The organism is Njordella calcicola (assembly GCF_056494125.1).
The window spans coordinates 1598212-1621962 of the sequence record NZ_CM151396.1; the positions used below are offsets into that span (position 1 = coordinate 1598212).

General features: G+C 51.6%; 19 protein-coding genes. 12 read left to right on the plus strand and 7 right to left on the minus strand.

What is annotated here, in order from left to right:
- The first annotated feature begins 17 nt into the window (after positions 1 to 17).
- The 3 genes from SH302x_RS06055 (at position 18) to SH302x_RS06065 (ending at position 5173) form a co-directional block, all read left to right on the plus strand.
- Positions 18 to 2303 carry a SulP family inorganic anion transporter gene (locus tag SH302x_RS06055; protein WP_479367832.1) on the plus strand — a complete coding sequence of 762 codons (2286 nt, stop codon included), beginning with the start codon at positions 18 to 20 and terminating at the stop codon, positions 2301 to 2303.
- A 135-nt stretch (positions 2304 to 2438) separates the two neighbouring features.
- Complete coding sequence (gene xseA, locus SH302x_RS06060) at positions 2439 to 3704, plus strand: exodeoxyribonuclease VII large subunit (protein ID WP_479367833.1); 1266 nt, start codon at positions 2439 to 2441, stop codon at positions 3702 to 3704.
- A 218-nt stretch (positions 3705 to 3922) separates the two neighbouring features.
- Entirely contained in the window at positions 3923 to 5173 is a 1251-nt protein-coding gene (locus SH302x_RS06065) for an outer membrane protein assembly factor BamB family protein (RefSeq protein ID WP_479367834.1), read from the plus strand.
- Here the strand turns inward: SH302x_RS06065 and xerC are convergent.
- The 7 genes from xerC to rpoN form a co-directional block, all read right to left on the minus strand.
- On the minus strand, positions 5170 to 6069 hold the full coding sequence (gene xerC / locus SH302x_RS06070) for a tyrosine recombinase XerC (protein ID WP_479367835.1): 900 nt from the start codon (positions 6067 to 6069) through the stop codon (positions 5170 to 5172). The genes SH302x_RS06065 and xerC overlap by 4 nt on opposite strands.
- A gap of 17 nt (positions 6070 to 6086) precedes the next feature.
- On the minus strand, positions 6087 to 6359 hold the full coding sequence (locus tag SH302x_RS06075; protein WP_479367836.1) for a hypothetical protein: 273 nt from the start codon (positions 6357 to 6359) through the stop codon (positions 6087 to 6089).
- A 68-nt stretch (positions 6360 to 6427) separates the two neighbouring features.
- Positions 6428 to 7810 carry a hypothetical protein gene (locus SH302x_RS06080; protein WP_479367837.1) on the minus strand — a complete coding sequence of 461 codons (1383 nt, stop codon included), beginning with the start codon at positions 7808 to 7810 and terminating at the stop codon, positions 6428 to 6430.
- 215 nt (positions 7811 to 8025) lie between these two features.
- The gene (locus tag SH302x_RS06085) at positions 8026 to 8550 is read right to left on the minus strand and encodes a 3-hydroxyacyl-ACP dehydratase FabZ family protein (protein ID WP_479367838.1); all 525 of its coding nucleotides are present in this window, start codon (positions 8548 to 8550) and stop codon (positions 8026 to 8028) included.
- 427 nt (positions 8551 to 8977) lie between these two features.
- The gene (locus SH302x_RS06090; protein WP_479367839.1) at positions 8978 to 9076 is read right to left on the minus strand and encodes a 50S ribosomal protein bL37; all 99 of its coding nucleotides are present in this window, start codon (positions 9074 to 9076) and stop codon (positions 8978 to 8980) included.
- A gap of 293 nt (positions 9077 to 9369) precedes the next feature.
- On the minus strand, positions 9370 to 10683 hold the full coding sequence (locus tag SH302x_RS06095; RefSeq protein WP_479367840.1) for a glycosyltransferase 87 family protein: 1314 nt from the start codon (positions 10681 to 10683) through the stop codon (positions 9370 to 9372).
- A gap of 55 nt (positions 10684 to 10738) precedes the next feature.
- Entirely contained in the window at positions 10739 to 12229 is a 1491-nt protein-coding gene (gene rpoN / locus SH302x_RS06100) for an RNA polymerase factor sigma-54 (RefSeq protein WP_479367841.1), read from the minus strand.
- A gap of 566 nt (positions 12230 to 12795) precedes the next feature.
- Here rpoN and dnaX point away from each other — a divergent pair.
- From dnaX to hemL, 9 genes are all read left to right on the plus strand, one after another.
- Positions 12796 to 14805, plus strand: coding sequence for a DNA polymerase III subunit gamma/tau (gene dnaX / locus SH302x_RS06105; protein ID WP_479367842.1), 2010 nt, complete (start codon positions 12796 to 12798; stop codon positions 14803 to 14805).
- Between the two features lie 47 nt (positions 14806 to 14852).
- The gene (locus SH302x_RS06110; protein ID WP_479367843.1) at positions 14853 to 15209 is read left to right on the plus strand and encodes a YbaB/EbfC family nucleoid-associated protein; all 357 of its coding nucleotides are present in this window, start codon (positions 14853 to 14855) and stop codon (positions 15207 to 15209) included.
- Positions 15210 to 15236: 27 nt separating this feature from the next.
- Complete coding sequence (gene recR / locus SH302x_RS06115) at positions 15237 to 15836, plus strand: recombination mediator RecR (protein ID WP_479367844.1); 600 nt, start codon at positions 15237 to 15239, stop codon at positions 15834 to 15836.
- Between the two features lie 35 nt (positions 15837 to 15871).
- The gene (locus SH302x_RS06120) at positions 15872 to 16189 is read left to right on the plus strand and encodes a tetratricopeptide repeat protein (RefSeq protein ID WP_479367845.1); all 318 of its coding nucleotides are present in this window, start codon (positions 15872 to 15874) and stop codon (positions 16187 to 16189) included.
- 11 nt (positions 16190 to 16200) lie between these two features.
- On the plus strand, positions 16201 to 16959 hold the full coding sequence (gene recO / locus SH302x_RS06125) for a DNA repair protein RecO (RefSeq protein ID WP_479367846.1): 759 nt from the start codon (positions 16201 to 16203) through the stop codon (positions 16957 to 16959).
- Positions 16960 to 16964: 5 nt separating this feature from the next.
- A complete protein-coding gene (gene bamD, locus SH302x_RS06130; protein WP_479367847.1) occupies positions 16965 to 18284 on the plus strand; it encodes an outer membrane protein assembly factor BamD in 1320 nt (439 codons plus the stop codon).
- 22 nt (positions 18285 to 18306) lie between these two features.
- Entirely contained in the window at positions 18307 to 18867 is a 561-nt protein-coding gene (gene lptE, locus SH302x_RS06135) for an LPS assembly lipoprotein LptE (RefSeq protein WP_479367848.1), read from the plus strand.
- A 230-nt stretch (positions 18868 to 19097) separates the two neighbouring features.
- Positions 19098 to 22223 (plus strand): DUF7133 domain-containing protein, encoded by a 3126-nt coding sequence (locus SH302x_RS06140; RefSeq protein ID WP_479367849.1) that lies wholly within the window; start codon positions 19098 to 19100, stop codon positions 22221 to 22223.
- Between the two features lie 62 nt (positions 22224 to 22285).
- On the plus strand, positions 22286 to 23572 hold the full coding sequence (hemL, locus tag SH302x_RS06145) for a glutamate-1-semialdehyde 2,1-aminomutase (RefSeq protein ID WP_479367850.1): 1287 nt from the start codon (positions 22286 to 22288) through the stop codon (positions 23570 to 23572).
- The last annotated feature ends 179 nt before the right edge of the window (positions 23573 to 23751 follow it).

The following is a 23751-nucleotide window of genomic DNA, read 5'->3' on the forward strand; positions in this document are numbered from 1 at the left end:
GAATTGAGGTGGTCATTATGAGTCAAGAATTAAAAGGCGCAAAAAGCATTTGGCTGCCCGACTTCTTTGCATCGGTCGTGCTATTTCTGCTTTCAATTCCGGTCAGTATGGGGATCGCGCAGTCCTTTGGGGTTTCGCCCTATGCTGGCGTCATCGGTGGTGTCATCGGTGGAATCGTGATTGGTATATTGAGTGGATCGCATACCAGTGTTAGTGGTCCTTCCGCAGGCTTGACTGCGATCATTTTGATCGAGCTTGCTTCACTGCGAGCTTTTGAGACGTTCTTGTTCGCGTTGTTCCTCGCTGGGGTCATTCAGATCTTTTTTGGACTCTTGCGCGTTGGAGAACTATCAGACTTTTTACCATCAAGTGTTGTTAAGGGATTGGTGGCGGCGGTGGGGATTATCCTGATCCTGAAGCAGATCCCTCACTTGCTCGGACATGATACCGATCCATTGGGCGAGATGTCTTTCTGGCAACCCGATCGACAAACAACCTTCTCCGAGTTTCTTCAGATTTCCGGAGATACGCACGTTGGTGCGGTAGCCATCGGCGTTGTCTCGTTAATCATCTTGGGGACATGGAACTATATCAAAGTATCTTCGATTCGAGCGATTCCCGCCCCCTTGGTGGTAATTGTGGTAGGTAGCCTGATGGCGATTTTTTTAAGTCGCTATGACAATGCGTGGAGTGCTGAGCCGAGACATTTTTTTCGAATCCCTATTGTCGATCCTGGTGAAACGGTAGCGAGCTTTTTTAACTTTCCGGATTTCACTCAGTTTCAGAAGCCAGCTATCTACATGGCGGCCTTGTTGATTGCGGTGGTAGCGTCATTGGAGACGATGTTGAACCTAGACGCAGTTGATCGACTGGATCCTGAGCGTCGCCATTCGCCTCCCAATCGCGAACTGATGGCTCAAGGCGTGGGTAATGCGTTATCGGGACTGTTGGGCGGTTTGCCTTTAACCTCACGCGTAGTGCACAGCAGCGTAAATATCAATGCGGGCGGGCGTACAAAGTTGGCCACGATTTTCCACGGTGTTTTATTCTTGATCTTCGCCGTGACTCTGCCTACGTTTTTTAATCATATACCGCTTGCCTGTATCGCGGCGATTCTATTTTGGACGGGGGCGAAGATGGCCAGTCCGAAATTGTTCAAGGCCATGTGGATGGAAGGTCGCTATCAATTCATTCCCTTTTTGGCGACGGTGATTGCGATCATCTTTACTGAAAAGCTGATTGGCGCGGTGATCGGTTTGGTGGTCGGTATTGGGTTTATCTTAAACAGCAATCTACGTCGTCCAATTCGCAAGGTAGTCGAGAAACATATTGGCGGCGAACTTATCCGTATTGAGTTGAGCAATCAAGTCAGCTTCTTAAATCGCGGTATGCTAGAACGCGCGTTGCGGGGAACTCGGCCTGGTTCTCACCTGTTGCTTGATGCAAGCAACACGGATTACATCGATCCAGATATCCTTAGTTTGATCCGAGATTACAAAGAGCGGATCGCACCGAAATATAACATTGAAGTGAGTTTGCGGGGCTTCAAAAACAAGTACAGCTTGAATGACGAAACACGTTTTATCGATTATTCGACCCGCGAATTGCAACAAGATTTGAAGCCTCGTGAAGTGCTCCAAATACTGCAAGAGGGGAATCGTCGGTTCCAAGCTGGAACGCCTTTGTTCCGCGATTTCGCTAGCCAGTTAAGTACTGCGGCGCAAGGCCAATTTCCCTTCGCCGCCGTTTTAAGCTGTATCGATTCCCGCGCACCAGTCGAAACCATCATGGACTTGGGGTTGGGCGATATCTTCAGCATTCGTATCGCGGGCAACGTCGTGGGCCCGAAAGTCTTAGGAAGCATCGAGTATAGCTGTGGTGTTGCTGGATCGAAGTTGATTGTCGTACTGGGCCACACCAAGTGCGGAGCGGTGAACGCGTCGGTGAAATTTACCTCCACTTCTGTGCGGCCCGAAGATGCAACCGGCTGTCGGCATTTAGAAGCGATTGTGGATCGTATCGCAAAATCAATCAATCTTGTCGAATGTAAATCCATGCATCAGCTTTCCGAACAGGATCAGGGGCATTTTATAGAAGCAGTCACACGGGAGAATGTCTTGCATTCTATTCGACAAATTGTTGACGAGAGCCCGACGATCCGCAGGTTGGCAGACGAAGGCAAGATTGGATTAGTAGGCGCGATTTACGATGTTGCATCGGGACAAGTCGAGTTTTTGGTCAATGATGCCATCGGAATTAGTGAAGAGCTTGGTTACGTCCAGTCTGGCAAAATCGCATTGTAGAGTTGCTCCTGTATCGCGTCCTTGTGTTGCGAGGTTCGTTGTTTTCGATAACAATCGGTGGACACAGTTGACTTTCGATGGAGTGGGGCACGGACCTCTCGGACGCTAATCTACAATCAAGACTCGGGGATAACTTTGGACGATTATGCTGATGAAGCGTTGGGTTTCGGTGAAGCTGCCGCGGACCAGATTCCGGGGCAGCAACGAGAGAATCCGCTTTCGGTTACGCAGGTCAACTCCATCGTCAAAGGAGTCGTCGATGACTTGATTCCGGACGTTTGGGTCGCAGGAGAAATTAGCGACCTTTCTCGACCTCAGAGCGGTCACCTTTATTTCTCGATCAAGGATGCGGAAAGTACGGTGCGAGCAGTTATGTGGCGGACATCGGCCAGCCGATTGAGCTTTGCTCCCAAGGATGGACAACGCGTGGTTGGTTGTGGCAAGGTCGATGTCTATGTGCCGCGTGGCAGTTATCAGATTGTCTTTCGATCTCTGGACCCAGTCGGTGAAGGTGGGTTGCAGGCAGCGCTGCGAAAGCTGCACGCCAAACTGGATCGCGAAGGATTATTTGCAGCGGATCGAAAGAAACCGTTACCCAAATTTCCGCTACGGATTGGCTTTGTGACTAGCCCGTCGGGAGCTGCGATTCGCGATTTTTTAGAGATGATGCGATCGCGGTGGCCTATCGCCAATGTATTGGTGATTCCAGCCAGCGTGCAGGGCGAAAATGCTCCTCGGGAAATTGTCGCTGGCATTCAGGCCGCTCAGCGTTTACAGCCCAAGCTCGATATCCTTGTGGTCGGACGCGGTGGTGGATCGATGGAGGACTTATGGCACTTCAACGACGAAAGAGTTGTTCGAGCGATTGCTGAATGTTCGCTGCCTACGGTTTCCGCGGTAGGTCACGAGATCGATGTGACTCTCAGCGATTTGGCCGCAGATGTTCGCGCGTTGACTCCCAGCGACGCTGCGATTCGCTGTGTCCCCGATGTGGCGGAGATACGCGGATTGCTTGAGAACCTTGGCTCGCGGTCGCAAAGCGTCTTGCTCAATATGCTTGAGCTCTGGCAACGACGGTTGGATGGCCTTGCGGATCGACCTGTGCTTTCACGGCCTGAAGAAGTCTTGCTGCGGAAACAGCAACTCTTGGATGAAACGAGTTCTCGATTGCAGCGGGCTGCCTTGCAGTTGCTGCGTTTCAAAGAACAGAAGCTTGCCACACTGGCCGCAGCGACTGAGGCACTTAGCCCCCTAGCGGTACTCTCTCGCGGATATTCCATTACGAGGCACGCTGAAACTCAGCAGATTGTGCGCAATTCATCGGAGGTAGCTGCGGGTACAGAACTAGAAACGATTCTGCATGAAGGACGTGTGAAAAGCACCGTTAGCCATGTACAATAGCCTGGGAGATACCAGTCGATTTTTCGCTCGCGAACTTGGCGGTTCCCTTCACAGCGTGCGTACGCCTGCGGCCGTCGGTTGAACGAAGTTATCGCGTGAACGGCCGCTTTAAGTGTGTCGCTTCAACGCGAAAGATATAGAATCAGTTCCCAAACTCAGCAAAGGGCCTTTCGTTGTCAGTCACCAGCCACGGTATGGATTTCATTCAACGATACTGCATGCTCGTCCTCGCGGGCGTTTGCTTCTTCCCTCAAATTGGACTGGGCGACTGGCCCGAATTTCGTGGACCCGGCGGGCAAGGAACTGTGCAAGCCGGCTTGCCGCTGACACACTGGCCGTTCCAAGACAAGATTCGCTGGCGAAGCCAAATCGCTGGCGAAGGTTGGTCCAGTCCAATCGTCGTACAGGGCAAGATCTATCTCACCAATGCGGAGACTACCACCAGCAGCGAAGGCGATTCACTGCTGAAGTTATCTTTGGTTGCATGCGACGCGAAAACAGGGAATGTTGAATCCACCACTGAGATATTTCGTGAACTGACTTCCGCGACGGCTTCCATCCACAAGAAGAATAGTCATGCTAGCCCAACGCCTATTTATGATGGGCAACATATCTATGTCCACTTTGGTCATCAAGGTACTGCCTGTTTGACACCAAGCGGCGATATCGTTTGGAAGTTAGATAACCTGAGATATCCGCCGGTCCATGGCAACGGTGGCTCGCCGGTTCTTTTTCGGGATCTATTGATCTTTACCCGAGACGGCGCGAACGTCAGCGAAACAGTTGCACTTGACAAACGCAGTGGCGCGATTGTTTGGCAGCAAGCACGAAACGTGGAAGTCGGCAATCAGTTCTCGTTCTGTACACCGCTGGTCATTGACGTCAACGGCCAACCGCAATTGATAACACCAGGGTCTAACGTTGTACAAAGTCTAGATCCAATGACAGGTAAAGAGATCTGGCGCGTCACCTATGAAGGCTACTCCCTTATCACACGGCCAGTACAAGTGCAGGGGCTGGTCTGCTTTTCGACAAGCTACAACTCTCCCAAGCTACTGGTGATTGACCCGACGGGAACAGGTGATGTGACGTCAACGCATCTGCGTTGGAGTGTCAGTTCTAATGTGCCTAATACTCCGTCCATGTTAGCGTATGATCGTTTCGTCGTGATGGTCAGCGACAATGGGATCGCGTCCGCGATCGACGTAACGACTGGTCAGTCTGGATGGCGTCAACGCTTGGGCGGAAACTATTCGGCCTCCCCGCTTCGCATCGGAGATCAGTTCTATTTCTCCAGTGAGCAAGGCGATTGCACTGTGTTAAAAATGGAAATAGAAGGCGACCAGGTGCGCTCGGAGACTCTCGCCTCGCACGCATTTGAAGAGAGGATTTTAGCTTCGCCAGCTATGCATGAGGGCGATTTGATTCTGCGAACCGACAAGGCGCTCTATCGTATTGGGGCCAACTAGTTCGCTCTTGGATGAGCGTTTTGGTATACCTGTTTGAGATTCGCAGTCGAGACGTGCGTGTAAATCTGCGTGGTCACCAGCGATTTATGCCCGAGCAGTTCTTGTACGCTGCGAATATCAGCACCGCGATCTAGCAGATGGGTTGCAAAGCTATGCCTGAGTGTATGGGGCGTGGTGCGACCATCTAGACCGGTTTCCTTGATGTATTTTTCCAGCATGCGGCCAATACTGCGCGTGGTTAAGCCATCGCCGAATTTGTTGCGAAACAAAGGCTGGTCCCGTCCAATCGGTGTGCGAGCGGATGGGGTTCGCACGCGTTGGTAAGCTTTGATCGCATCTACAGCGAACCTCCCGAGTGCCCCGATGCGTTCTTTGCGACCTTTACCGCGGACTCGAACTGAACCATCCAGCAAATCCAGATCGCCATCATTGATTTCGACCAATTCGCTGACACGCAGCCCTGCGGAGTACATCGTTTCCAGCATAGCTCGATCGCGAAGCCCTGCTGGGTCCGTTCGTGACGGACTGTTCAGCAGCTTTTGTACTTCCTCTGCCGTCAGGAAGTGCGGCAGTTTGCGTGATCCCCGCGGGTTCCTTAGCGGTTTGGCCGGATTGCCCGAAGCAAACTTTTGGCGTTGAGCAAAGCGATAGAAGCTGCGCAAGGACGCGAGTTTGCGGGCGATGCTGCTGCGGTCATAGCCCGCTTCGTGCAGCGCGGAGACGTAAGTTCTCAAATCGGTTGGCGTGACTGCATCTGGATCGACAGACTTGCTGCCATCGTCCGAAAGGTAATCTGCAAGGTCCATCAAGTCTTCGCGGTAAGATTTGATGGTTAAGTCTGAAGCATTGCGTTCAATATCAAGATAGCGAAGAAACTGAGCGATGTGAGAATGCATGCAGGTACTTAAGGTTGCTAGCGATCTTCGCGGGATGGCAAGCGAAAGCGCGATGGACTCTTGATAGGCTTCACATCAGGAAGCGGCCGTTGCGACGCTTGCTCAAGGGCCGCCATATCTCGAATACGTTGACTGAGCATAGCCGCGTCATACCACGAGAAATTTAAGTCAGGGTCTGCTGCATAACGACCTAACATGCGTAGCGTCTCGACGCGATTTGCGTCGTCGAAAAGGAAGACATATCGGTCTTCACCTTTGATAAGTGCCAGCACATTCAACTCGCGATGCATATTCCGCTGCCTCCCTGCTCACGTTACGCCTCTGGATCCGGCGGCCATGAACAGGCAGACGGACCAAACTAACGCTCATATCGGCTAATAGGCCAGCGAACTACGGTGCGATTTTTTAACATGCCACCTCGCGCAACCAAGGTTTGCTTCACATGCAGGAAGCAGCAAAAGCGTATAAAGTCTTCGCTGCGTTGGAGATACGATTCCCAACCACCAAACCTGCCATCGTCACGAAAGTAATAGTACTCCTCAAGCTCACTTGTGAAATCTTCGTTAGCACCGTTATAGCTGGCCATATGCGATATAACCGGCCCGGTAAACTTGATCGGTTGCGGCGGAGTTGCTGATGGTGCTGAAGGGATGAAGCCTTCCGGATCAGGCCATTGGATGGACGGTACAGGTTGGATTGGATCGACTGCGGTTTCCTGATTCGGCGACAGCGGTAGCCAACCTTGATTGTCTGCGGATCGGTTACCCGCGACTTGTTCACCCTCATGAATGATGGTTTGCGTAGGAACAGGCTGGACATGCTCATGATCAGAAGGCTGGTTGGCTTGAATGCCCGTTGCTTCATCTTCGTTGAAGACTTGTGCAGCGGTCGGCGTTGATCTCTTGGATGAGGAAGCTTCTTGCCAGACGACTTCGACATGCGTCGCTTTGGCCACAGTGGGAGAAGACGAAGCTGCGTTTGCAACCGATGTTCCTACCGCTTGTGTATCTGGCGGGGGCACACTGTGTGTTGCTGGTTTAACGGCGTTTGGCGTCAGCGACGCTAGTTTGTCTTTGACAGTCGCAGGGCTAGCCGGCGGTGCGTCGGCGGTGGGAGACACGGTGGTCGGAGCATTGGTATTGGAGCGTGAGTCGTTAGGCAAACTGATCGGCGTCTGCGAAACGAGTTGTTCGCTGGCCAGTTCTCGTTCGGCTTCCAAACGCACCCATTCGGGGATCTTCTTCTCATCCTTGGTCCCCCAGGGTAGTCCATAGCCCACGGGAATGGGATGGAAATTAGGATTGGCGGTATACCAATTGGTTTTGAGTGTCATCCGTGGTGGATAATAGGGATCGTAGTCCGTCACGGCACCTTGGATGACTGCGTCCACGCCTAGATATTGGGCGAAGGTTTGAAAGTCTTCCGGCGTAGCAATGCTGCGTCGCAGATATTGCTGCTCGAAAGCGACCATTTGATTGCGAACCGCACCAATTGGCAATACTTCAAAGCCTGGTACGTTTTGTAATTCGTGTGCATAAGCCGAAGAGATTCGTTCGCCGCTGAGCGTTGGTGATTCGCTTTGGTTCCGAAAAGGCAGCACTGCGACCGTTCTGATTTGTGGGAACGGATTGTGGAACCGTTCCTTGTGCCGTACGTCTGGCAGAAAGCTGCAACCGCTCGACACGCAGCAGATTGCCGCAGCGAAGTAAGCAAGCAGACGTGAAGATGGCAGAATGATCATTGGCGGCTGGTGTGGAACTAACCCATCTGCCGCTCGCCACAACACTGAAGTTGCATTTAAAGTAAACCGCCCCCCCGGGCTAATATTCTTTCGTCTTTACGGGGGCCTTGAGTTAAGCAAAAACTGCCTAAACGGAAAAATTTGCCAAGAGCCATTGGGTTTAGGCAACCGTGCTGAAAAAATGTACCAATGGATATCCTTCTAGGCAGCTTGGGCTATTGAGGCGATTTTTGTGAGGCCGCTGTTAATGCTGCGATCGGAATTGCAATGCCTTTGAGAATGCCTTCCAAGACTAAGTTGTTGCGGACAAACCCTTGGAACTTGCTGACGATCATCCGTCCACGCCGAACTTTGATTTGCTGACACATAACAATCAAGCGGTCGCCAGGAACAACAGGATCGCGAAAGCGAACGTCTTCCAGGCCGCCGAAGCCGACCATTTCTGCTCCCAATAAGTCATATTTGGTGGCGCAGTAGCTGCACAATTGAGCGACCGATTCGAGCATGACGACGCCGGGCATTAAGGGCATACCGGGCATGTGGCCACGAACCCAAAATTCGCTATCGGTGACGTCCTTATAGCCTACGCAGATCTTGTTTTCGGGATCTTCATAGATAATGGCTGTCAACTGCTCCATTTCAAACCGCTGAGCGTTGTACTTACGAATTCCCTCGATATCAGCCGTAATATTGGAATCGTCCAGCGTAGATGGGTCGACTATATATTCTTTCTCTGCCACAGATTCGTCCAGGAACATCAAAGCGGAACATTGACTAAAACTCGCGTGTCGCAACCTGGAAACGATGATGTAGAAACCACGAATCTTTGGCTTAACGACTCCCCTAAATGTAATCGGATTCTCGTTCCAGAGAATACGGCATCACCAATAAATGCGGGCTTTGCTGAGCGTTGGACAATCGGAACCCGATGCGGCGATTAAATTCCAACGGCGTATTCAAGAGTTGGTACGCGCAGCGCCAAAGAGACCATCAAGTGTGGTTGGATTGGTTAGGCTCTGATACCGCCCAGCGAGGGTCGCTCCACAAACCGCTTGGCGTATCGTTACGAGACAACGCAGCAGCCGACCCATAGCCGGCTACATGACTGCCAAAACGGATCACTGGGAGCTCAATAAAGGTCCAACAGCGATCGTCAACAGCAGCCAATTAGGTCTTAATTTTCTTGCGTTTCGCTTTGCGGGCTTTGCTATTTGCGGCTCGTTGGCCGTGGTTGGCCTTCTTTAATTTTCTATGCGGCTTGGTCATCGAATGATCTCAAACGTTGGAATAGTGAACTCAAATACTTGCTATCAGCCTCACCCAAACGACGAAAATCGCTTGCAATTGAGGGCCTTCCTTCGGTAGCCAGCGGTCTGCTTCTGCCACCAAAGGGTCGAGTATCTTAGCGGCATTCCTCGCTGTTGCAAAGTGTGAATTCCGCGGAATTCCAGCACCGCGATTTGGTCGAGGCTGAATCCAGGTTGCCTTACGGTGAGTATCGGTTTAAGTTCTCGCAAGGACACGTAAGTGCCTTGCTCCCTGGTTTTTGCAACCTGCCGTCAGTCTCCCTGTGGGGCAGTTGGCTCGATGGAAGAAGTCTCGCTTAGTTGGAAAATTGCAGGGAAAATGAATGCTAGACCGGCGGTTACCGCCAAGCAGTTCAGGCTGGTCAATCCATGCTTTAGCCAAGTCGAGTCGGGCAAACGCGTCAGAAAACTCTCCGATCCAAAGTAGTTCCAGAAGGGACAACTGATCAAGGCAAACAGGATGACGCGGGTCTTAGGCGTAAACTTCTCGGTCCAGTTTCCTGGGTAGAAAAAGATCGTCAGCAGCAGCGGCGTCAAAAGCATCGCGTCGTAGACATGGTGATAGATGAAAAGCAGTATGGATCCCAGGCAAACTGAGACGAGTGCGGAAGTCACTCCCTCGCGTCGCTGAAGTTGCGTGCAGTGCAGCGGTACAATCACAGCAGCCAAGAGAACATAAAGCGATAGCATCACGAGCAACTGGAGAAGTTCGGAGGGGTTTGCCCCCAACCACTTGGCAATGATCGCAGTCCAATCGATCCGAAGCCAGGTGTTTACCGGTAGTTCGATGGGGTCTGCCATGTGCATGGCTTGTCCCTGCCGGATTGATTCGAGTATGCCGCTCAATGAATCAAAGCGAAGCAGCCAAACTACGGCAACCACGTTCGCGATTCCGCCCAAGATTCCTGCTGCTGCGGCAGCACGGTAGTGACGCAATAGGATAAGCACGATGAAAAGCGGAATCGCATAAGTTGGCTTGCCGCAAGCGAGCACGAACGCAAAGCCTGCCGCCCATGGACTGCGATGCGCAAGGCTTAGCGTCGCAATAGAACCTAGGGCCAGTTCGGCGGTGAAATATCCGCTGACAAAATTGATGTGACCAGGACGACTTACCAACAACAAGCTCATCGCCAGCATGGAGTACATCCAAAACGTGCCGTGCGACCAGATCGGCTTCTTTTCTGTACCTTGGTTTGGTAATCGGATTAGCTCGCGTAGAGGAATCGCGATGATCAAAAAGTAAGAGATCCAGGTGATGACTCCGTAGGCTATTTCCGAAGTCACGCGTGGGAGCATCGCAAGCGGAGCATGGATCACGAAATGAGATGGCCCATAAATGGGCGTCGGGCGAGTGACCGGATAGCCTCGGTCGATAATGATTTGTCCGTAAGGATTTATGCCAGCCAAGAAGGCTTGTGTTGGGAAGTAGATGCCATTGTGGAAGTCGAAGTAGCCCATTGTGTGGCGATCATAAGCACCACCCACTTCGTCATATTGCCGAACGATCCGGGCAATATTGATTCCAGTAGCAATCAGCAGCAGTACTCCTGAGAGTATCAGCGCCATTCTGCTTTTCAAGGATTGCGTCGCCAACGAGTATCAGACTTCTTTTGGATGCAGATCAGGTCCAGACGCGACGTTGACGGGACGACGGGATCCCCATCTTTTTACGGTACTTGGTAATTGTTCGTCGCGCGACGGTCAAACCGTGATTCTTAAGGGAATCGACCAATTGGTCGTCACTTAAAGGATTCGATTTGTCTTCCTGATCGATGATCTCTTGCAGCTTAATTCGAATGGTATCCCATGCAACATCTTCCCCATCTTCGCTGCGAGTGCCGCCGACAAAAAATCGTCGTAATGGCATGATACCGCGTGGTGTTTGCACCCATTTGTCGTCAACTGCGCGTGATACGGTGGTTACGTGCACGCCAACTTGATCTGCGATTTGTTGCATCTTGAGAGGTTCGATGGCTTCGGGGCCTTCCTCCAGGAATCGGTGCTGATAGTTGACGATTTTTTCAGTGACTTTCAGCAAGGTGGAACGTCGTTGCTGGATAGCATCGATCAACCACTGTGCGCCGTTGATCTTCTTTTTGATGAACTCTTTTTCTTCTGTGGTAGCCGTCGGGTCTGCAAGACGACGGCGGTAGTATTCGCTAATGCGCAAAGGTGGTAATGAGTCGTCTTCAAGTCGTACGGTCCATTTGCCATCTTCGTCTCTTTCGACAATGACGTCCGGCGTGACCATGGGGACGAAGGTCTCCATGAAAGCTGAACCAGGCTTTGGATTGAGTTGATGGAGTGCTTCACGGATCTCCATAATTTGGTCGATCGTAAAGCCGGTCTTCTTTTGAATGACGGGTAATCGGTTTTCTGCCAGATCATCCAAGTAGTCTTGGATGATAACCTGCATTTTGTCGACCATCGGCAGGTCGGGACGCAACTGGTTCAACAAGCATTCGCGTAGGTTTCGAGCAGCGATGCCTGCGGGTTCCAGTGATTGGACCACTCGCAAGGCTTCTTCAGCGCGACGCATATCGTCTGGCTTATAGTCTGGCGGCAGCATATCGCCTAACGAGCCTTTGAAGTAACCGCCATCGCGGGCATCGAGGCTAGAGATGATTTTCTCTGCAATCAATTCGACGTCGGTGTCAACATCCATTTCCGCAAGCTGGTGGAACAAGAAATCGTTCAGGGATTCAGCTCGCTCAGGCGTACTGGCCATCATGTCATGTTGGCGGTCCATGCTTTCTTGGATTCGCCCTTTGCTTGGACGAAAGTCATCGAATGTATCGGGCATCATGGAATCCATGTTGGCCAAACGTTCGAAATCTTCCGTGTTCGATTGATCGTCTTTCACGACCAATTCTCGTTCATCTTCAGTGATGGGCCGTGTCGAACCTTCTGCGTCATCTTCCTCGACATTTTCGGCTAGAGATGATGCCTCTTGCTCCTCGATCTCCAACATGGGATTTTCGTTCATCTCTTGTTCGATGCGTTCTTGCAGCGCCAAGATTGGCAGTTGCAAGATTTCCATCGACTGGATCATCTTTGGAGCTAACTTCTGCGTCTGAATCTGTTTCGCTTCCAGACCGAAAGATAATCTCATAACTGAACCTGATTGATAAGTTGTTGAGTTGTCGTCGTAATGCCAATCGGCAAGCCCGCGCCGGCGGTGAGGCCGGTTTCATGCGGTGCCTAGTATCACTTCACATAGGATGCCAACACTCACTAATGTAACACGTACGGAGCAAAAAAGGCAGATTCTCTTTCAGTTTAGCGAATCGAAAATTTCACTTGTGGAAATCACCCCTTGACGGATGACGGTTGGCGGGATTCTAACGTCTCGCTCGATCCAGTCCTTCCCCATTGCGGTAGATCCGGCAGTCGCTGTGTTGCCGCGTTGGTTTGTTGGTCGACGCGTTTTGGCATTTAAGGGAGGCTTGCCGGCGAGAGTTGTCCGCGCTGCCAAGCGACCGCTGGGCATATCGATGTAGTTCGAGTCTGCTTGGCGAAGATTAATTCAGCCAAAAAGCTGTCTGCTGTTTCGAATCCGATTGATATCGTTATAATCGTCCGTTGGTTAGGCTGCAAAGGTTCTTTTGAAGCACCTTCAGCTATTCTGTTCACTCCACTAGAATTGTGTAGCGAGTTCCAACTGCGCAAGAATTGTCCATGGCAAAGAAAGCAAGCCGCACGGCAGAAACTCGCGACGCTTTAGATTCGGCTGTCGAGCCCTCGCAGCCCAGTTCAGCCACTTTGCCGCACGCCAAAGGGCGCTATACGGTAGTCGCCAGGCGCTATCGCCCGCGCACGTTTGACGAACTGGTTGGCCAGCAAACGGTAGCAGCCGCTTTAAAAACTGCGATTCAGTCCGATCGCGTTGGGCATGCGTACTTGTTTACCGGGGCTCGCGGGGTAGGCAAAACCAGTACAGCTAGAATATTTGCCAAGGCACTGAATTTTTCGAAGACCGATGACCTCGCTGCGGACAATGAATTAGCCGCTGCAATCGATAGCGGCGAAGACATGGATGTCATCGAAATCGACGGTGCAAGTAATCGCGGCATCGAAGAGATACGCCAATTGCGAGCCAATGCAACGGTTCGTCCCAGTCGCGCGGCCTATAAAATTTACATCATCGATGAAGTGCACATGCTGACCTTACAGGCATTCAATGCGTTGCTCAAAACGCTTGAGGAACCGCCTGAGCATGTGAAGTTTATTTTCTGTACAACCGACCCAGAAAAAATCCCGATCACGGTGCTCTCGCGCTGTCAACGGTTCGATTTCGCTCCCATCAAAACCGATGAAATCAAAAATCGGTTGGCCGAAATTTGTAAGTCTGAAGGCGTCGCCATCGACGAAGATGCTTTACGTCTGATCGCGCGCCGAGCGAACGGTTCAATGCGCGATAGCCAATCGCTGCTCGAACAGCTATTAAGCTTCGCGGGAGACTCAATCAACATCGCTACTGTCCATGGCATGTTAGGGACTGCTGATGATTCACGTTTGAGCGAGTTGGTAAGCTGCCTGATCCAACGCGATGCAGGTCGGACATTGATGCTGATCGAGCAAGCGAGCCAAGCTGGTGTGGATGCTGGTCAAATGGCCGAGCAGTTGTTGGGGTACTTGCGCGATATCATGGCAATCGGTATCGGAGCTAGTGAGGAGATTCTCAAGACTGCAAACCCATCAGACGTTGCGCAACTTAAGGATATGGCCACACAGTGGGGTACGCAGACATTGCTGTCGGCAATCCAGATTTTGGATGAAACGCTGGTGAAGATGCGACACAGCGTGCAGAGTCGAATCTTGTTGGAAGTTTGCATGGTTCAGATTTGCCACTTGCAAGACCTGCAAGGTATCGCCAACCTGGTCCAATCCATTCGCGACAATGCGCCGATGCCGCCAGTCATTCCAGCTCGCTTTACGCCCGGTTCCAGTTCGCTGTCCAGTCATGCTCCAGCGGCCAATGAGCACGGGCAAGCCGCAACGGTCGACGAAAAAAAAAACGCTGAAGTAGTTGTCGCTCCGCCTTCGAATATCCAAAGCGACTTCGATTCGTCGTCGGAGATGAACTTGGAAACCGACGTTCCGCTTGAGATCGGAATGCAAGTGGTATCCACGGTCGAAACGTTGGTGGAGCAAGCCATTGGGACTCAGCTTGCAACGCCGCAGCCCCCTGCATCTTCCAGTGTTGTCAGTGGCCCAGCGGAAGACGCTTCTGCATCGCAGTTATCATCAGACGGGTCGCCGATAGAGATTTGGCGTCAGGCGGCCGTTGGCTGTGATGGCATGACGTGCGAGTGTGCGCAAATGGCAGTCGCGATCGACGTCGATATGGCCACAAACACTTGGGAGGTCGTGTTGCCGCCGGGGTGCGATTTTGCGCTGCAGATTTTGATGGAAGCAAATAATCTAAATGCGATCCGTGGAAATCTGCTCAGCCGTTATGGATTGACAAAAAACCTGCGTTTCAAGACAGCCGCCGGCGGCACTGCGGCGAACCCCGCTGGCAGCATGGGCTCATCTGACTCAGCGATGCGACCATCGAAGGCCGTCAACCAGAACCAATTGATTCGTTCGCTGAGCAGCCATAGCCTGATTGCTAAGATCATTAAGTCATTGGATGCCGAAGTGACCAAAGTAGATGTGCCGGCGAATTATCAGCTTCCTGAGTGAATACTTAACCACCCATATCGATATCCCTCCTTACAGAATGTGCGATCATGTTTAAAAACCTTGGAAATCTGACTCAGCTTGCGGGCATGTTCAAAAATCTAGGACAGATGCGAGGGCGTTTGGCAGATGCGAAAGAACAGCTTGCCACCAAACAAGTCATTGGAGAAGATTCAGCAAGCTCGGTTCGCATTGAAATGAATGGCTTGGGCGAATTGTTGAAGATCAATATTCAAGAACATTTGCTGACGCCAGAGATGCATGCTCAACTGGAAATATCGATCCAAGTGGCCACCAATCATGCGATTCGTCAAGCGAAAGAGATGCACATGAACTCGATCCGTGAGTTAACTGCCGGGTTTGAGCTTCCAGGTTTGGAAGGCATTATGGAAGAGCTTGCGAAGTAGTAGGCTGCCGAGAAAGTATCATTGCGAATGTCCAACAGCTCTAATGCAGTAGCGGAACTGATCGATCAACTTTGCAAACTGCCCGGAATCGGTAAGAAGTCTGCCGAGCGATTGACGTATCACTTGTTGCGGGTCAAGGAATCTGAAGCGCTCGCACTTTCGGATGCTATTCGCAGCGTGCGATTGAATGTCCGTTATTGTTCTCGCTGCTATAACTTGGCCGAATCGGAACTCTGCGCAATCTGCAGCGATGCACGACGTGACGAGACGAAGCTTTGCATTGTCGAACAACCTCGCGACTTGCTCGCGTTAGAAGCCGCAGGCGTTTACCACGGGTTGTATCACGTGCTGTTGGGACGAATTGCTCCGCTGGATGGTTATGGCCCAGATCAGCTTACCATCGATTCGCTGATAGAGCGGATTCGCAGCGGAAATGTGGCCGAGGTGATTATGGCCACCAATCCAAATGTGGAAGGTGATGGCACTGCCCTTTTCATTTCCAACGCACTTCGAGATTTTCCAGTCCAGATCACGCGATTGGCTCGTGGCGTGACCAGCGGCAGCGTCTTGGAGTTCACTAATCGAGAGATACTTGCTGATGCGCTTTCGGGCCGCCAGAACTTTTAATCCAACTTCCTGTTTGATTTCGAGGATAACTTTTTATGTCACGTCGCGAAAAAATTGAAGCTCTATTAGCGGACGATCCCAACGATCTATTTTTACGCTATGCGCTAGCGATGGAATTAAAGGCAGAGGGGGACTTGGAGACTGCGATTGAAAAGATGAGCGAGTTGACGAGACTTGATCCGCCCCACGTACCAGCTTATTTTATGGCAGCCCAGTATCAGGCCGAGCAAGGGGAAACGGAAGCAGCACGAGCGCTACTGCGCGATGGGATCGAAGAAGCGCGGCGGCAGAACGATCATCATGCGGCTGGCGAGATGAGCGAGTTTTTGCAAATGCTAGGTGATGCCGCTTAGGACTTATTGCATTGCACAGCGAGAAAACATCAGCGATTGTGTTGCGCGTGGTGCCTTGGAGCGAGACATCGTTAATCGTCACCCTGCTGACACGTGATTTTGGCAAGATCGCTGCGGTAGCCAAAGGAGCCAGACGTTTAAAGAGCCCTTTTGACGGTGCCCTGGATCTATTGTCGCTGTGCTCGATCGTTTACATCGACAAGAGCGGCGATGTCTTGGACATTTTGACGGAGTCGAAGCTATTGCGGCGTTTTCGATCCGCTTCCGCAAATCTGAACGCATTGAATTGCGGGTACTATATCGCGGATTTATTGAATCGCATGACGGAGACGGACTTAAATCTGTCCGAATTATTTGATCTCACCGATCGCACATTACAGCGGTTGGATGCGGGCCTGCCGCCACTGAGTTCTACGGTGCAATTTGAATTGCAGGCTTTGCGGATCCTTGGCCATGCCCCGCAGCTTAACAAGTGTGTCCTTTGTGAAGCCGATTTAACAGGTGATCAGCTTCGAACAGCTTTCTCAGTTTCCGCAGGAGGCCTAGTTTGCCAAGCTTGCCTGCCTGGCCAAAGCCACATCTTAAGACTGAGAAAAGAGGTGATATTTTTCTTGCGCACGATAAATGGAACAGATTGGAGTAGCGGTGAAGTCCCGCTTTTGCCTACAGATCGAAAGGCGGAAGTTCGACAACTGATGAATAGCATATTCACGCAGTTGCTCGACCGCCCCATTCGGCTAGCAAGTCTCCTCGATTCCATTCCGTTTTAGTTTGTATGCAACCACGCTCCAAAGCACTCGTCCTGGTTCTGATGTGCGCCGTAGGATTGTTCGACGGTTGCTCTTCATTGCGCCCCGATGCACAAGCCTCGCCAGAATATCGCGCGGCGAAAAATGCTATCGAAAGCTATGAAGATAGCGAAGGGAACTACGTCCGCCCCGAAGGACTCAAAGCACAAAAGAATAAAGAGTCACTTGTAAAGCTGCCGCCAGTGCCATTCTTTGGCAACAAAGCAGAAGATCGTCCAAGAGCACGCGAAGAGTTTGCGAAAGCAGACGAAATCTTCTCTCAAGCGAGCCTCATGGAGCCAAGCCCTGAGCGAAACAAGTTGTTTGTCAAAGCAGCAAAGCAGTACAAACTGGCCGCCAAATATTGGCCTAGCAGCGCCTTGGAGCAAGACGCGTGGCTGATGGCCGGCGAAAGTTTCTTCTTCGCGGAAAACTATCCGGAAGCAGAAGATATGTATGTCAAGCTGTTCGGTAACTACCCCCGGACGAAATATGAAGACTTGATCAACAAGCGACGCATGGAAATTGGTCTGTATTGGATTCGACATGATCGTGCAGCTCCCAAGCCATTTTATGTGTTGAACTTGTTTGATGAACGTCGCCCCTGGAACGATACAGGAAATCACGGTAAACGAGTGCTCGAAAAAATGCGGCTCGACAGCCCAACTGGTCGATTGGCCGACGACGCAACCATGGAACTAGCGAATAACGCGTTTCAAAAAGGACTGTATCAAGATGCCGCCGACATGTATGAAGATCTGCGTACTACTTATCCCGACTCGCCACACCAATTCGATGCGCATTTCTTAGGACTTAAAGCTGTTATGCAGACCTACCAAGGTCATGAATATGACGGTCAGGCATTGGATCAAGCAGAAAAGTTGCTCAAGACAATTCAACGACAGTTTCCTGATCAAGCGCGAGAGCAAGAGGAATATCTACGTCGACTATATGCCGAGATTCAATACAAACGCGCTGAACGGCTTATGGCCACCGCAAAGTATTGGATCAATCGCGGCGGATACCAATCGGCAAAGGGTTATCTTGCAAAAATCGCCACTGACTATGAATCAACTCCGTTTGCGGACGAGGCAAACGCGGAACTGGCACGCATCGGAGAGTTGCCGCCTGAGGCAGAGAAACATCTTCAATGGTTAGCCGATATGGTTCCTCAAAATGACCGAATCTCACAGATACGACGTCAAGTGCCACCGCTTGACCCTTTTGAACCATTACAAAACCTCGGCGAAGTCCCGCAAGAGACGCGTGTCGCAGAGACTCCGGCGAATCAAACTGGTAAATATTAGTAGTTGAAAGAACCGACCCCGCGTGCTTCAAACCACCATGTTCTTTTTCGCGATCCACCAAAGACTGGTTTGCATGATGGTCTTGACCAATTTGGTGATGATCTGTGCAGGCTGTGCTGGGTATCGCTATGGAACTGCGAGCCTCTATCGCAATGATATTCGGACAGTGCATGTGCCGATGGTTCGCTGCGATTCTTTCCGCGCTGGCTTGGGCGCCCAATTTACCGAAATCTTGCAGAAGCGAATCGAAGATCGGACCTCGTTCAAAATTGCTAACAGCGATACTGCTGATTCAACTTTTGTGGTGCGGATTATCTCTGATACCAAACGGGTAACGACCGAAACACGATTCGATGATCCCCGCGATGTGGAAATCGGCTTATCCGTCGAAACGAACTGGAAGGATCGATTTGGGAACGTCTTGATGCAGAATCGATTTCTGCCTCCCGGAGAATCTACGTTCTATTTCACAGAGCAGACTCATATGGTCCCGGAAGGTGGACAGTCGATTACCACGTCCCATATCCGGGCGATGGAACGACTCGCCGACCATATCGTGGACCAAATGGAAGTTCGCTGGTAGTTCGCTTCCTCACGCTGCTATGTAGCAACGTTGGGCAAATTCTTGGTGCATGCCAGAATTGTTTGGCTGCAACACTCTGCATGCTCTGCTTGAGCTTGTATACTGAGAGACCCCACGGATCTTTATCATCGCTTTCGCGGCTAGGCACTGTGAGAAGCTTTCGCTTCAAGCACCTGACGTTGCGAAAGCTCCCGCTCCAGCAGTCCTCCTGCCCTGCCCCACGTTCGCCCATGGCCATGACTCCAACCGACAAGAAATTGCTTTCCCGGTCACTCGTTTTGTACCTGCGCCATGCTTTACTGTTGAGCCTGCGGCTATGCTGCTGGCTGTTGGCTCTGGTCCTGATTCTAGTTGTAGGTCGAGGTGCACAAGCGCAGTCTGTGGAAGACCAACCGCAAGGTCCCGCCCTTGAGCCGCAAGCAGCAATACAAACATTTGTCACACAGGAATCAATGCACTGGCAACTCCTGCTATCAGAGCCCGATATTCGTCAACCCGTCATGGCCACGTTTGACTTGCAAGGTCGATTATGGGTTGTGCAGTATTTGCAATATCCTGAACCTGCTGGATTAAACTTGGTCAGTCATGATAACTACTGGCGAGCAGTATACGATCGAAAACCGCTGCCGCCAGGACAGGATGTACCAGGGCGAGATAAGCTGAGCGTATTCTTTCCAGCGCAATCAGGCTACTCGGCTGGCGTCGATTTCGCCGATCAGTTGAATATTGCGACAGCCGTCGCACCGGATGTCGATGGTGTTTGGGTTTTGAATCCACCATACCTATTGCACTACGCGGATCGAAATCAAGACCTCAAGCCAGACGGGCCGCCAGAAGTTCATCTTGATGGATTTGGTCTCGAAGATACTCATTCAGTTGTTAATAGTCTTTGTTTTGGCCCGGATGGCTGGCTGTATGCTGCTCAAGGGAGCACCGTGTCTGGTGCAGTCCGTCGATATCAGTCGGACCAACAACCGGTGCGTTCCATGGGCCAATTGATCTGGCGCTATCATCCGCAAACTCATCGCTATGAAGTCTTCGCTGAAGGCGGCGGCAATGCATTTGGTGTTGCTTTTGATGACCAAGGTCGCATCTTCTCCGGTCACAATGGTGGTGATACAAGGGGATTTCACTATGAGCAAGGCGGGTATTATCGCAAAGGGTTCAGCAAGCATGGCGAACTTTCTAACCCATACGCCTTTGGCTACCTCAGTCCGATGCAACATGACCCCATCCAGCGGTTTACCCATGCCATGCTGCTTACCAATGGCACCATGTTTCAGGCTTACGCAGCGGATGCATTTCTTGCAATCGATCCGCTGCATGGCACATTGATTCAAACCAAATTGCAGCCATCAGGTTCGACTTATCAGACCGAAGATCAAACGATCGTAGTCCGCTCATCAGACAAGTGGTTTCGCCCCGTTGCGATCACCGATGGCCCCGACGGAGCAGCTTATGTATGTGATTGGTATGATAGTCAAGTTGCTCACATTTACGCCCACGAAGGCACTTTGGATCGAGAGCACGGTCGGCTTTATCGATTGGCAGTTGCCGCACAAGAGGTTGAGCCATGGGATGCCAAGTTGGCGATAGGGATTGATCAACGCACGCTGGATGCTCTGGTCAAAAAACTGGAGCATCCTTATCGCTGGCAGCGTTGGGCTGCGCGACGACTGATCGCGAATCACCCACTGCGCCAACGCGTTCGCAAGGAGTTGATTGCAATGTCGCAACTTGAAGGGCAAGCGGCTTTGGAAGCACTCTGGACACTCCACCAGTGCGGTTGGCTAAGTGACTCAATTGCTGCTGAATCGGATGCATCGGTTACGGTCGCGATCGAAAGCTACTTTATGCATACCAATCCAGATGTGCGTCGATGGGCTGTTCGATTAGCCTGCGATGACAACCGGCTGGAGCCAGCCAGTATGAATGGGCTGCGACGCATGGTGGCAACTGAGCGGAATGCTGAAGTGTTGGTCCAGTTGGCGAGTTCGATTCGCCGTTTAAGCTCGGAGCAATCGATCGCACTGGCAGCGCTGTTGTGTCAATCGGTAAGTCAGTCCGATGATGCGGTCTTGCCTCTAATGCTGTGGTGGATGATCGAAGCGCACACAGACGAACACGAGCTTGTCGCTAAGCAGTTAGTCCAATCCGATGAAGTTTGGCGTAGTCCGATGTATCGTACCGAGTTAGCGCCGCGCCTGCTTCGTAAATGGTTAGCGATCGGAAGGTCACAGGACATGGAACAAGCGAGCTTGCTGTTGCATCGTATCGCTGCGCTGGACGGAATGGTTCGAAAGCAAGCTGCGGAAGCTGCTACGGCTGCATTTGAACAAGCCTACCAAGGGCGTTCCTTGGCAGGTGTTCCCGACGGTATTCTCGATGCCCTGGCGTTGCTTGGCGAGCCATCGACAGGCCTGCGTTTGCGTCGGGGCGATCAAAGCGTGGTGGCGGACGCGATTCAGACCATTCGCGATAGAAAGACCGCGCTGCCAGTACGCTTGCAGCTACTCGCCATCCTCGGCGAAGTTCCTAACCAACTGGCGACCGAACCTCTCGAAGAGATCGCGCTTGACAGTACGCTGCCTGAATCGGTACGCACCGCCGCAATTCAATCGCTATCAGCGTATCCGCAGTCCAAGATTAGTTCGACACTGTTGGAACGTTGGAGCGAACTGAGTTCAAACATCCGAACCGCAGTGGCCAGTGGGCTGGTCATGCGAGTTGAGACAGCAAGTAAGTTGCTGGACGCCATTGAGCTACATCAGGTCAAACCAGACGACTTACCTTTAGAAGTAGTGCGATCTATGCGTTGGCATGAAGACAACGCGTTTCAAAAGCGTTTGCTGGAATTGTTTCCTGAGACTGCAGGATTGAGCCTGAAAGACGCTCAGGAGCAGGTGAAAAGCATCATCCAGCAAATTTCGACTACACAAGGTAATCCCTATCGCGGTAAAGTGCTGTACATGGAAAGTTGCGGTCGGTGTCACAGATTGTTTGGCTCAGGCGACGATTTAGGGCCGGAGCTTACCGGCTATCAACGCGACCAGGTGGCTGTTTTGGCGTTGAACATTGTCGCACCGAGCTTAGAAATACGTGAAGGTTATCAGGCGTATGCGGTGATGACCGAAGAGGGAAACGTACTGAATGGTTTTCTCGAAAGCGAGTCCGACAGTGAACTGCGAATCCGAGCCATCGATGGGAAATCACACGTGGTTGCGAGTGCTTCCGTCGAAGCCATGAAACCACAGGCAAATTCACTGATGCCACAAGGGCTTTTAGACAAGTACACGCCACAACAACTTGCAGATCTATTTGCTTATTTACGCAGCTCTCAACCGCTCAATGATTAAAAACAATTGTACGCTGAATTTCGCAGCGTTTCACACATTTCGCTTACCTTCATTAAATAATCGTGATTAGAACTCAGTCGCATAACGCATATCATCAAGCTTGCTCCCTGATCCCAGGCGGCGTAAACTCACCCGCCCGCGCCTTTGGGGCTGTAGGCGGTGAACCCGTCTTTATCGCTCGTGCGAAAGGGCAATACCTGTACGATATCGACGGCAACCGCTACTTGGATTACATCGGCTCATGGGGGCCTATGATTTTGGGGCATGCTCATCCGCACGTCGTTGACGCTATCACTAAAGCGGCCTGCGATGGAACATCCTTTGGAGCTCCGACTCTCCGCGAGTCCAAACTTGCAAAAATGATTTGTGATGCCGTGCCAAGTATGGAAAAAGTACGTTTGGTCAACAGCGGTACCGAAGCGACGATGAGTGCCATCCGGGTGGCACGAGGCTTCACTGGTCGAAACAAGATCATCAAGTTCTCGGGCTGCTATCATGGACATGTCGATTCGCTGTTGGTGGCGGCAGGATCCGCTGCCGCTACCCTCGCGGTGCCTGACTCACCAGGCGTAACGCCGGGGACTTCATCTGACACGATTGTCTTGAACTACAACGACCATCGAGCGCTGGCCGAATGCTTTGCTCAGTTTCCAGACCAGCTAGCGGCTGTCATTTTGGAGCCCGTCGTCGGAAATATGGGCACCGTGCTTCCAACGACTGAGTTTTTGGATGCGTTGCAGCAATTGACCAAGGCTAATGGTACGGTATTGATTTTCGATGAAGTCATGACCGGCTTCCGTGTTGCGTATGGTGGCGCACAAAGCTTGCTGAATGTGAAACCTGATATGACGACATTAGGAAAGATTGTTGGAGGAGGTCTGCCACTGGCGGTGTATGGCGGTCGCGAAGAAATCATGAACTGCGTCTTGCCAGCGGGGAAGGTTTACCAGGCAGGTACGCTGAGCGGCAACCCACTGGCAACGGCGGCCGGTATCGCGACCTTGGAAATCCTGCAAGCCGAACCACCTTATGAGCAGTTGGAGCGATTGGGGGCAAGGTTGGCCGATGGCTTGGCCGCTGCAGCCCACAAAGCAGGTCTGCCGCATGTGATGCAGCGGGTTGGCAGCATGATGACGTTGTTCTTCAATTCCGGCGCCGTTGTCGATTGGCCAACAGCGAATCAATCGGATCGAAAACTGTTTGCGAAATACTTTTGGGGATTGATGGAAGCAGGAATCTACATGCCTTGCAGCCAGTTTGAAGCATTGTTCTTCTCCAAAGAGCACACGCAAGACGACATTGATGAAACCATCGCTGTGGCGGAACGCGTTTTGGCGGGACTAAATTGAGCCATTTCGCTCAGTTTTCGAGCTTTGCTGCTCCGTTTTTCGTTCGCGACCGCCGGATTCGCTCGACAACAGATTGCTGCTCAAGCAAAATATACGTCTGGCCAAAAGCTTGACTGGCCAAAGGTTTGACTTGGACTTGTCAAGCAAACAAGGTTAGATATCGAGATCCGGCATTCCCC

What these genes read in the sequence shown, in the direction of transcription:
- SH302x_RS06140 (WP_479367849.1), top strand. Translation starts at nt 19,098, where the DNA reads ATGGCCATGACTCCAACCGACAAGAAATTGCTTTCCCGGTCACTCGTT.
- bamD (WP_479367847.1), top strand. Translation starts at nt 16,965, where the DNA reads ATGCAACCACGCTCCAAAGCACTCGTCCTGGTTCTGATGTGCGCCGTA.
- dnaX (WP_479367842.1), top strand. Translation starts at nt 12,796, where the DNA reads ATGGCAAAGAAAGCAAGCCGCACGGCAGAAACTCGCGACGCTTTAGAT.
- SH302x_RS06065 (WP_479367834.1), top strand. Translation starts at nt 3,923, where the DNA reads ATGCTCGTCCTCGCGGGCGTTTGCTTCTTCCCTCAAATTGGACTGGGC.
- SH302x_RS06075 (WP_479367836.1), bottom strand. Translation starts at nt 6,359, where the DNA reads ATGCATCGCGAGTTGAATGTGCTGGCACTTATCAAAGGTGAAGACCGA.
- SH302x_RS06090 (WP_479367839.1), bottom strand. Translation starts at nt 9,076, where the DNA reads ATGACCAAGCCGCATAGAAAATTAAAGAAGGCCAACCACGGCCAACGA.
- SH302x_RS06080 (WP_479367837.1), bottom strand. Translation starts at nt 7,810, where the DNA reads ATGATCATTCTGCCATCTTCACGTCTGCTTGCTTACTTCGCTGCGGCA.
- SH302x_RS06120 (WP_479367845.1), top strand. Translation starts at nt 15,872, where the DNA reads ATGTCACGTCGCGAAAAAATTGAAGCTCTATTAGCGGACGATCCCAAC.
- SH302x_RS06055 (WP_479367832.1), top strand. Translation starts at nt 18, where the DNA reads ATGAGTCAAGAATTAAAAGGCGCAAAAAGCATTTGGCTGCCCGACTTC.
- xerC (WP_479367835.1), bottom strand. Translation starts at nt 6,069, where the DNA reads ATGCATTCTCACATCGCTCAGTTTCTTCGCTATCTTGATATTGAACGC.
- recR (WP_479367844.1), top strand. Translation starts at nt 15,237, where the DNA reads ATGTCCAACAGCTCTAATGCAGTAGCGGAACTGATCGATCAACTTTGC.
- SH302x_RS06110 (WP_479367843.1), top strand. Translation starts at nt 14,853, where the DNA reads ATGTTTAAAAACCTTGGAAATCTGACTCAGCTTGCGGGCATGTTCAAA.
- SH302x_RS06095 (WP_479367840.1), bottom strand. Translation starts at nt 10,683, where the DNA reads ATGGCGCTGATACTCTCAGGAGTACTGCTGCTGATTGCTACTGGAATC.
- rpoN (WP_479367841.1), bottom strand. Translation starts at nt 12,229, where the DNA reads ATGAGATTATCTTTCGGTCTGGAAGCGAAACAGATTCAGACGCAGAAG.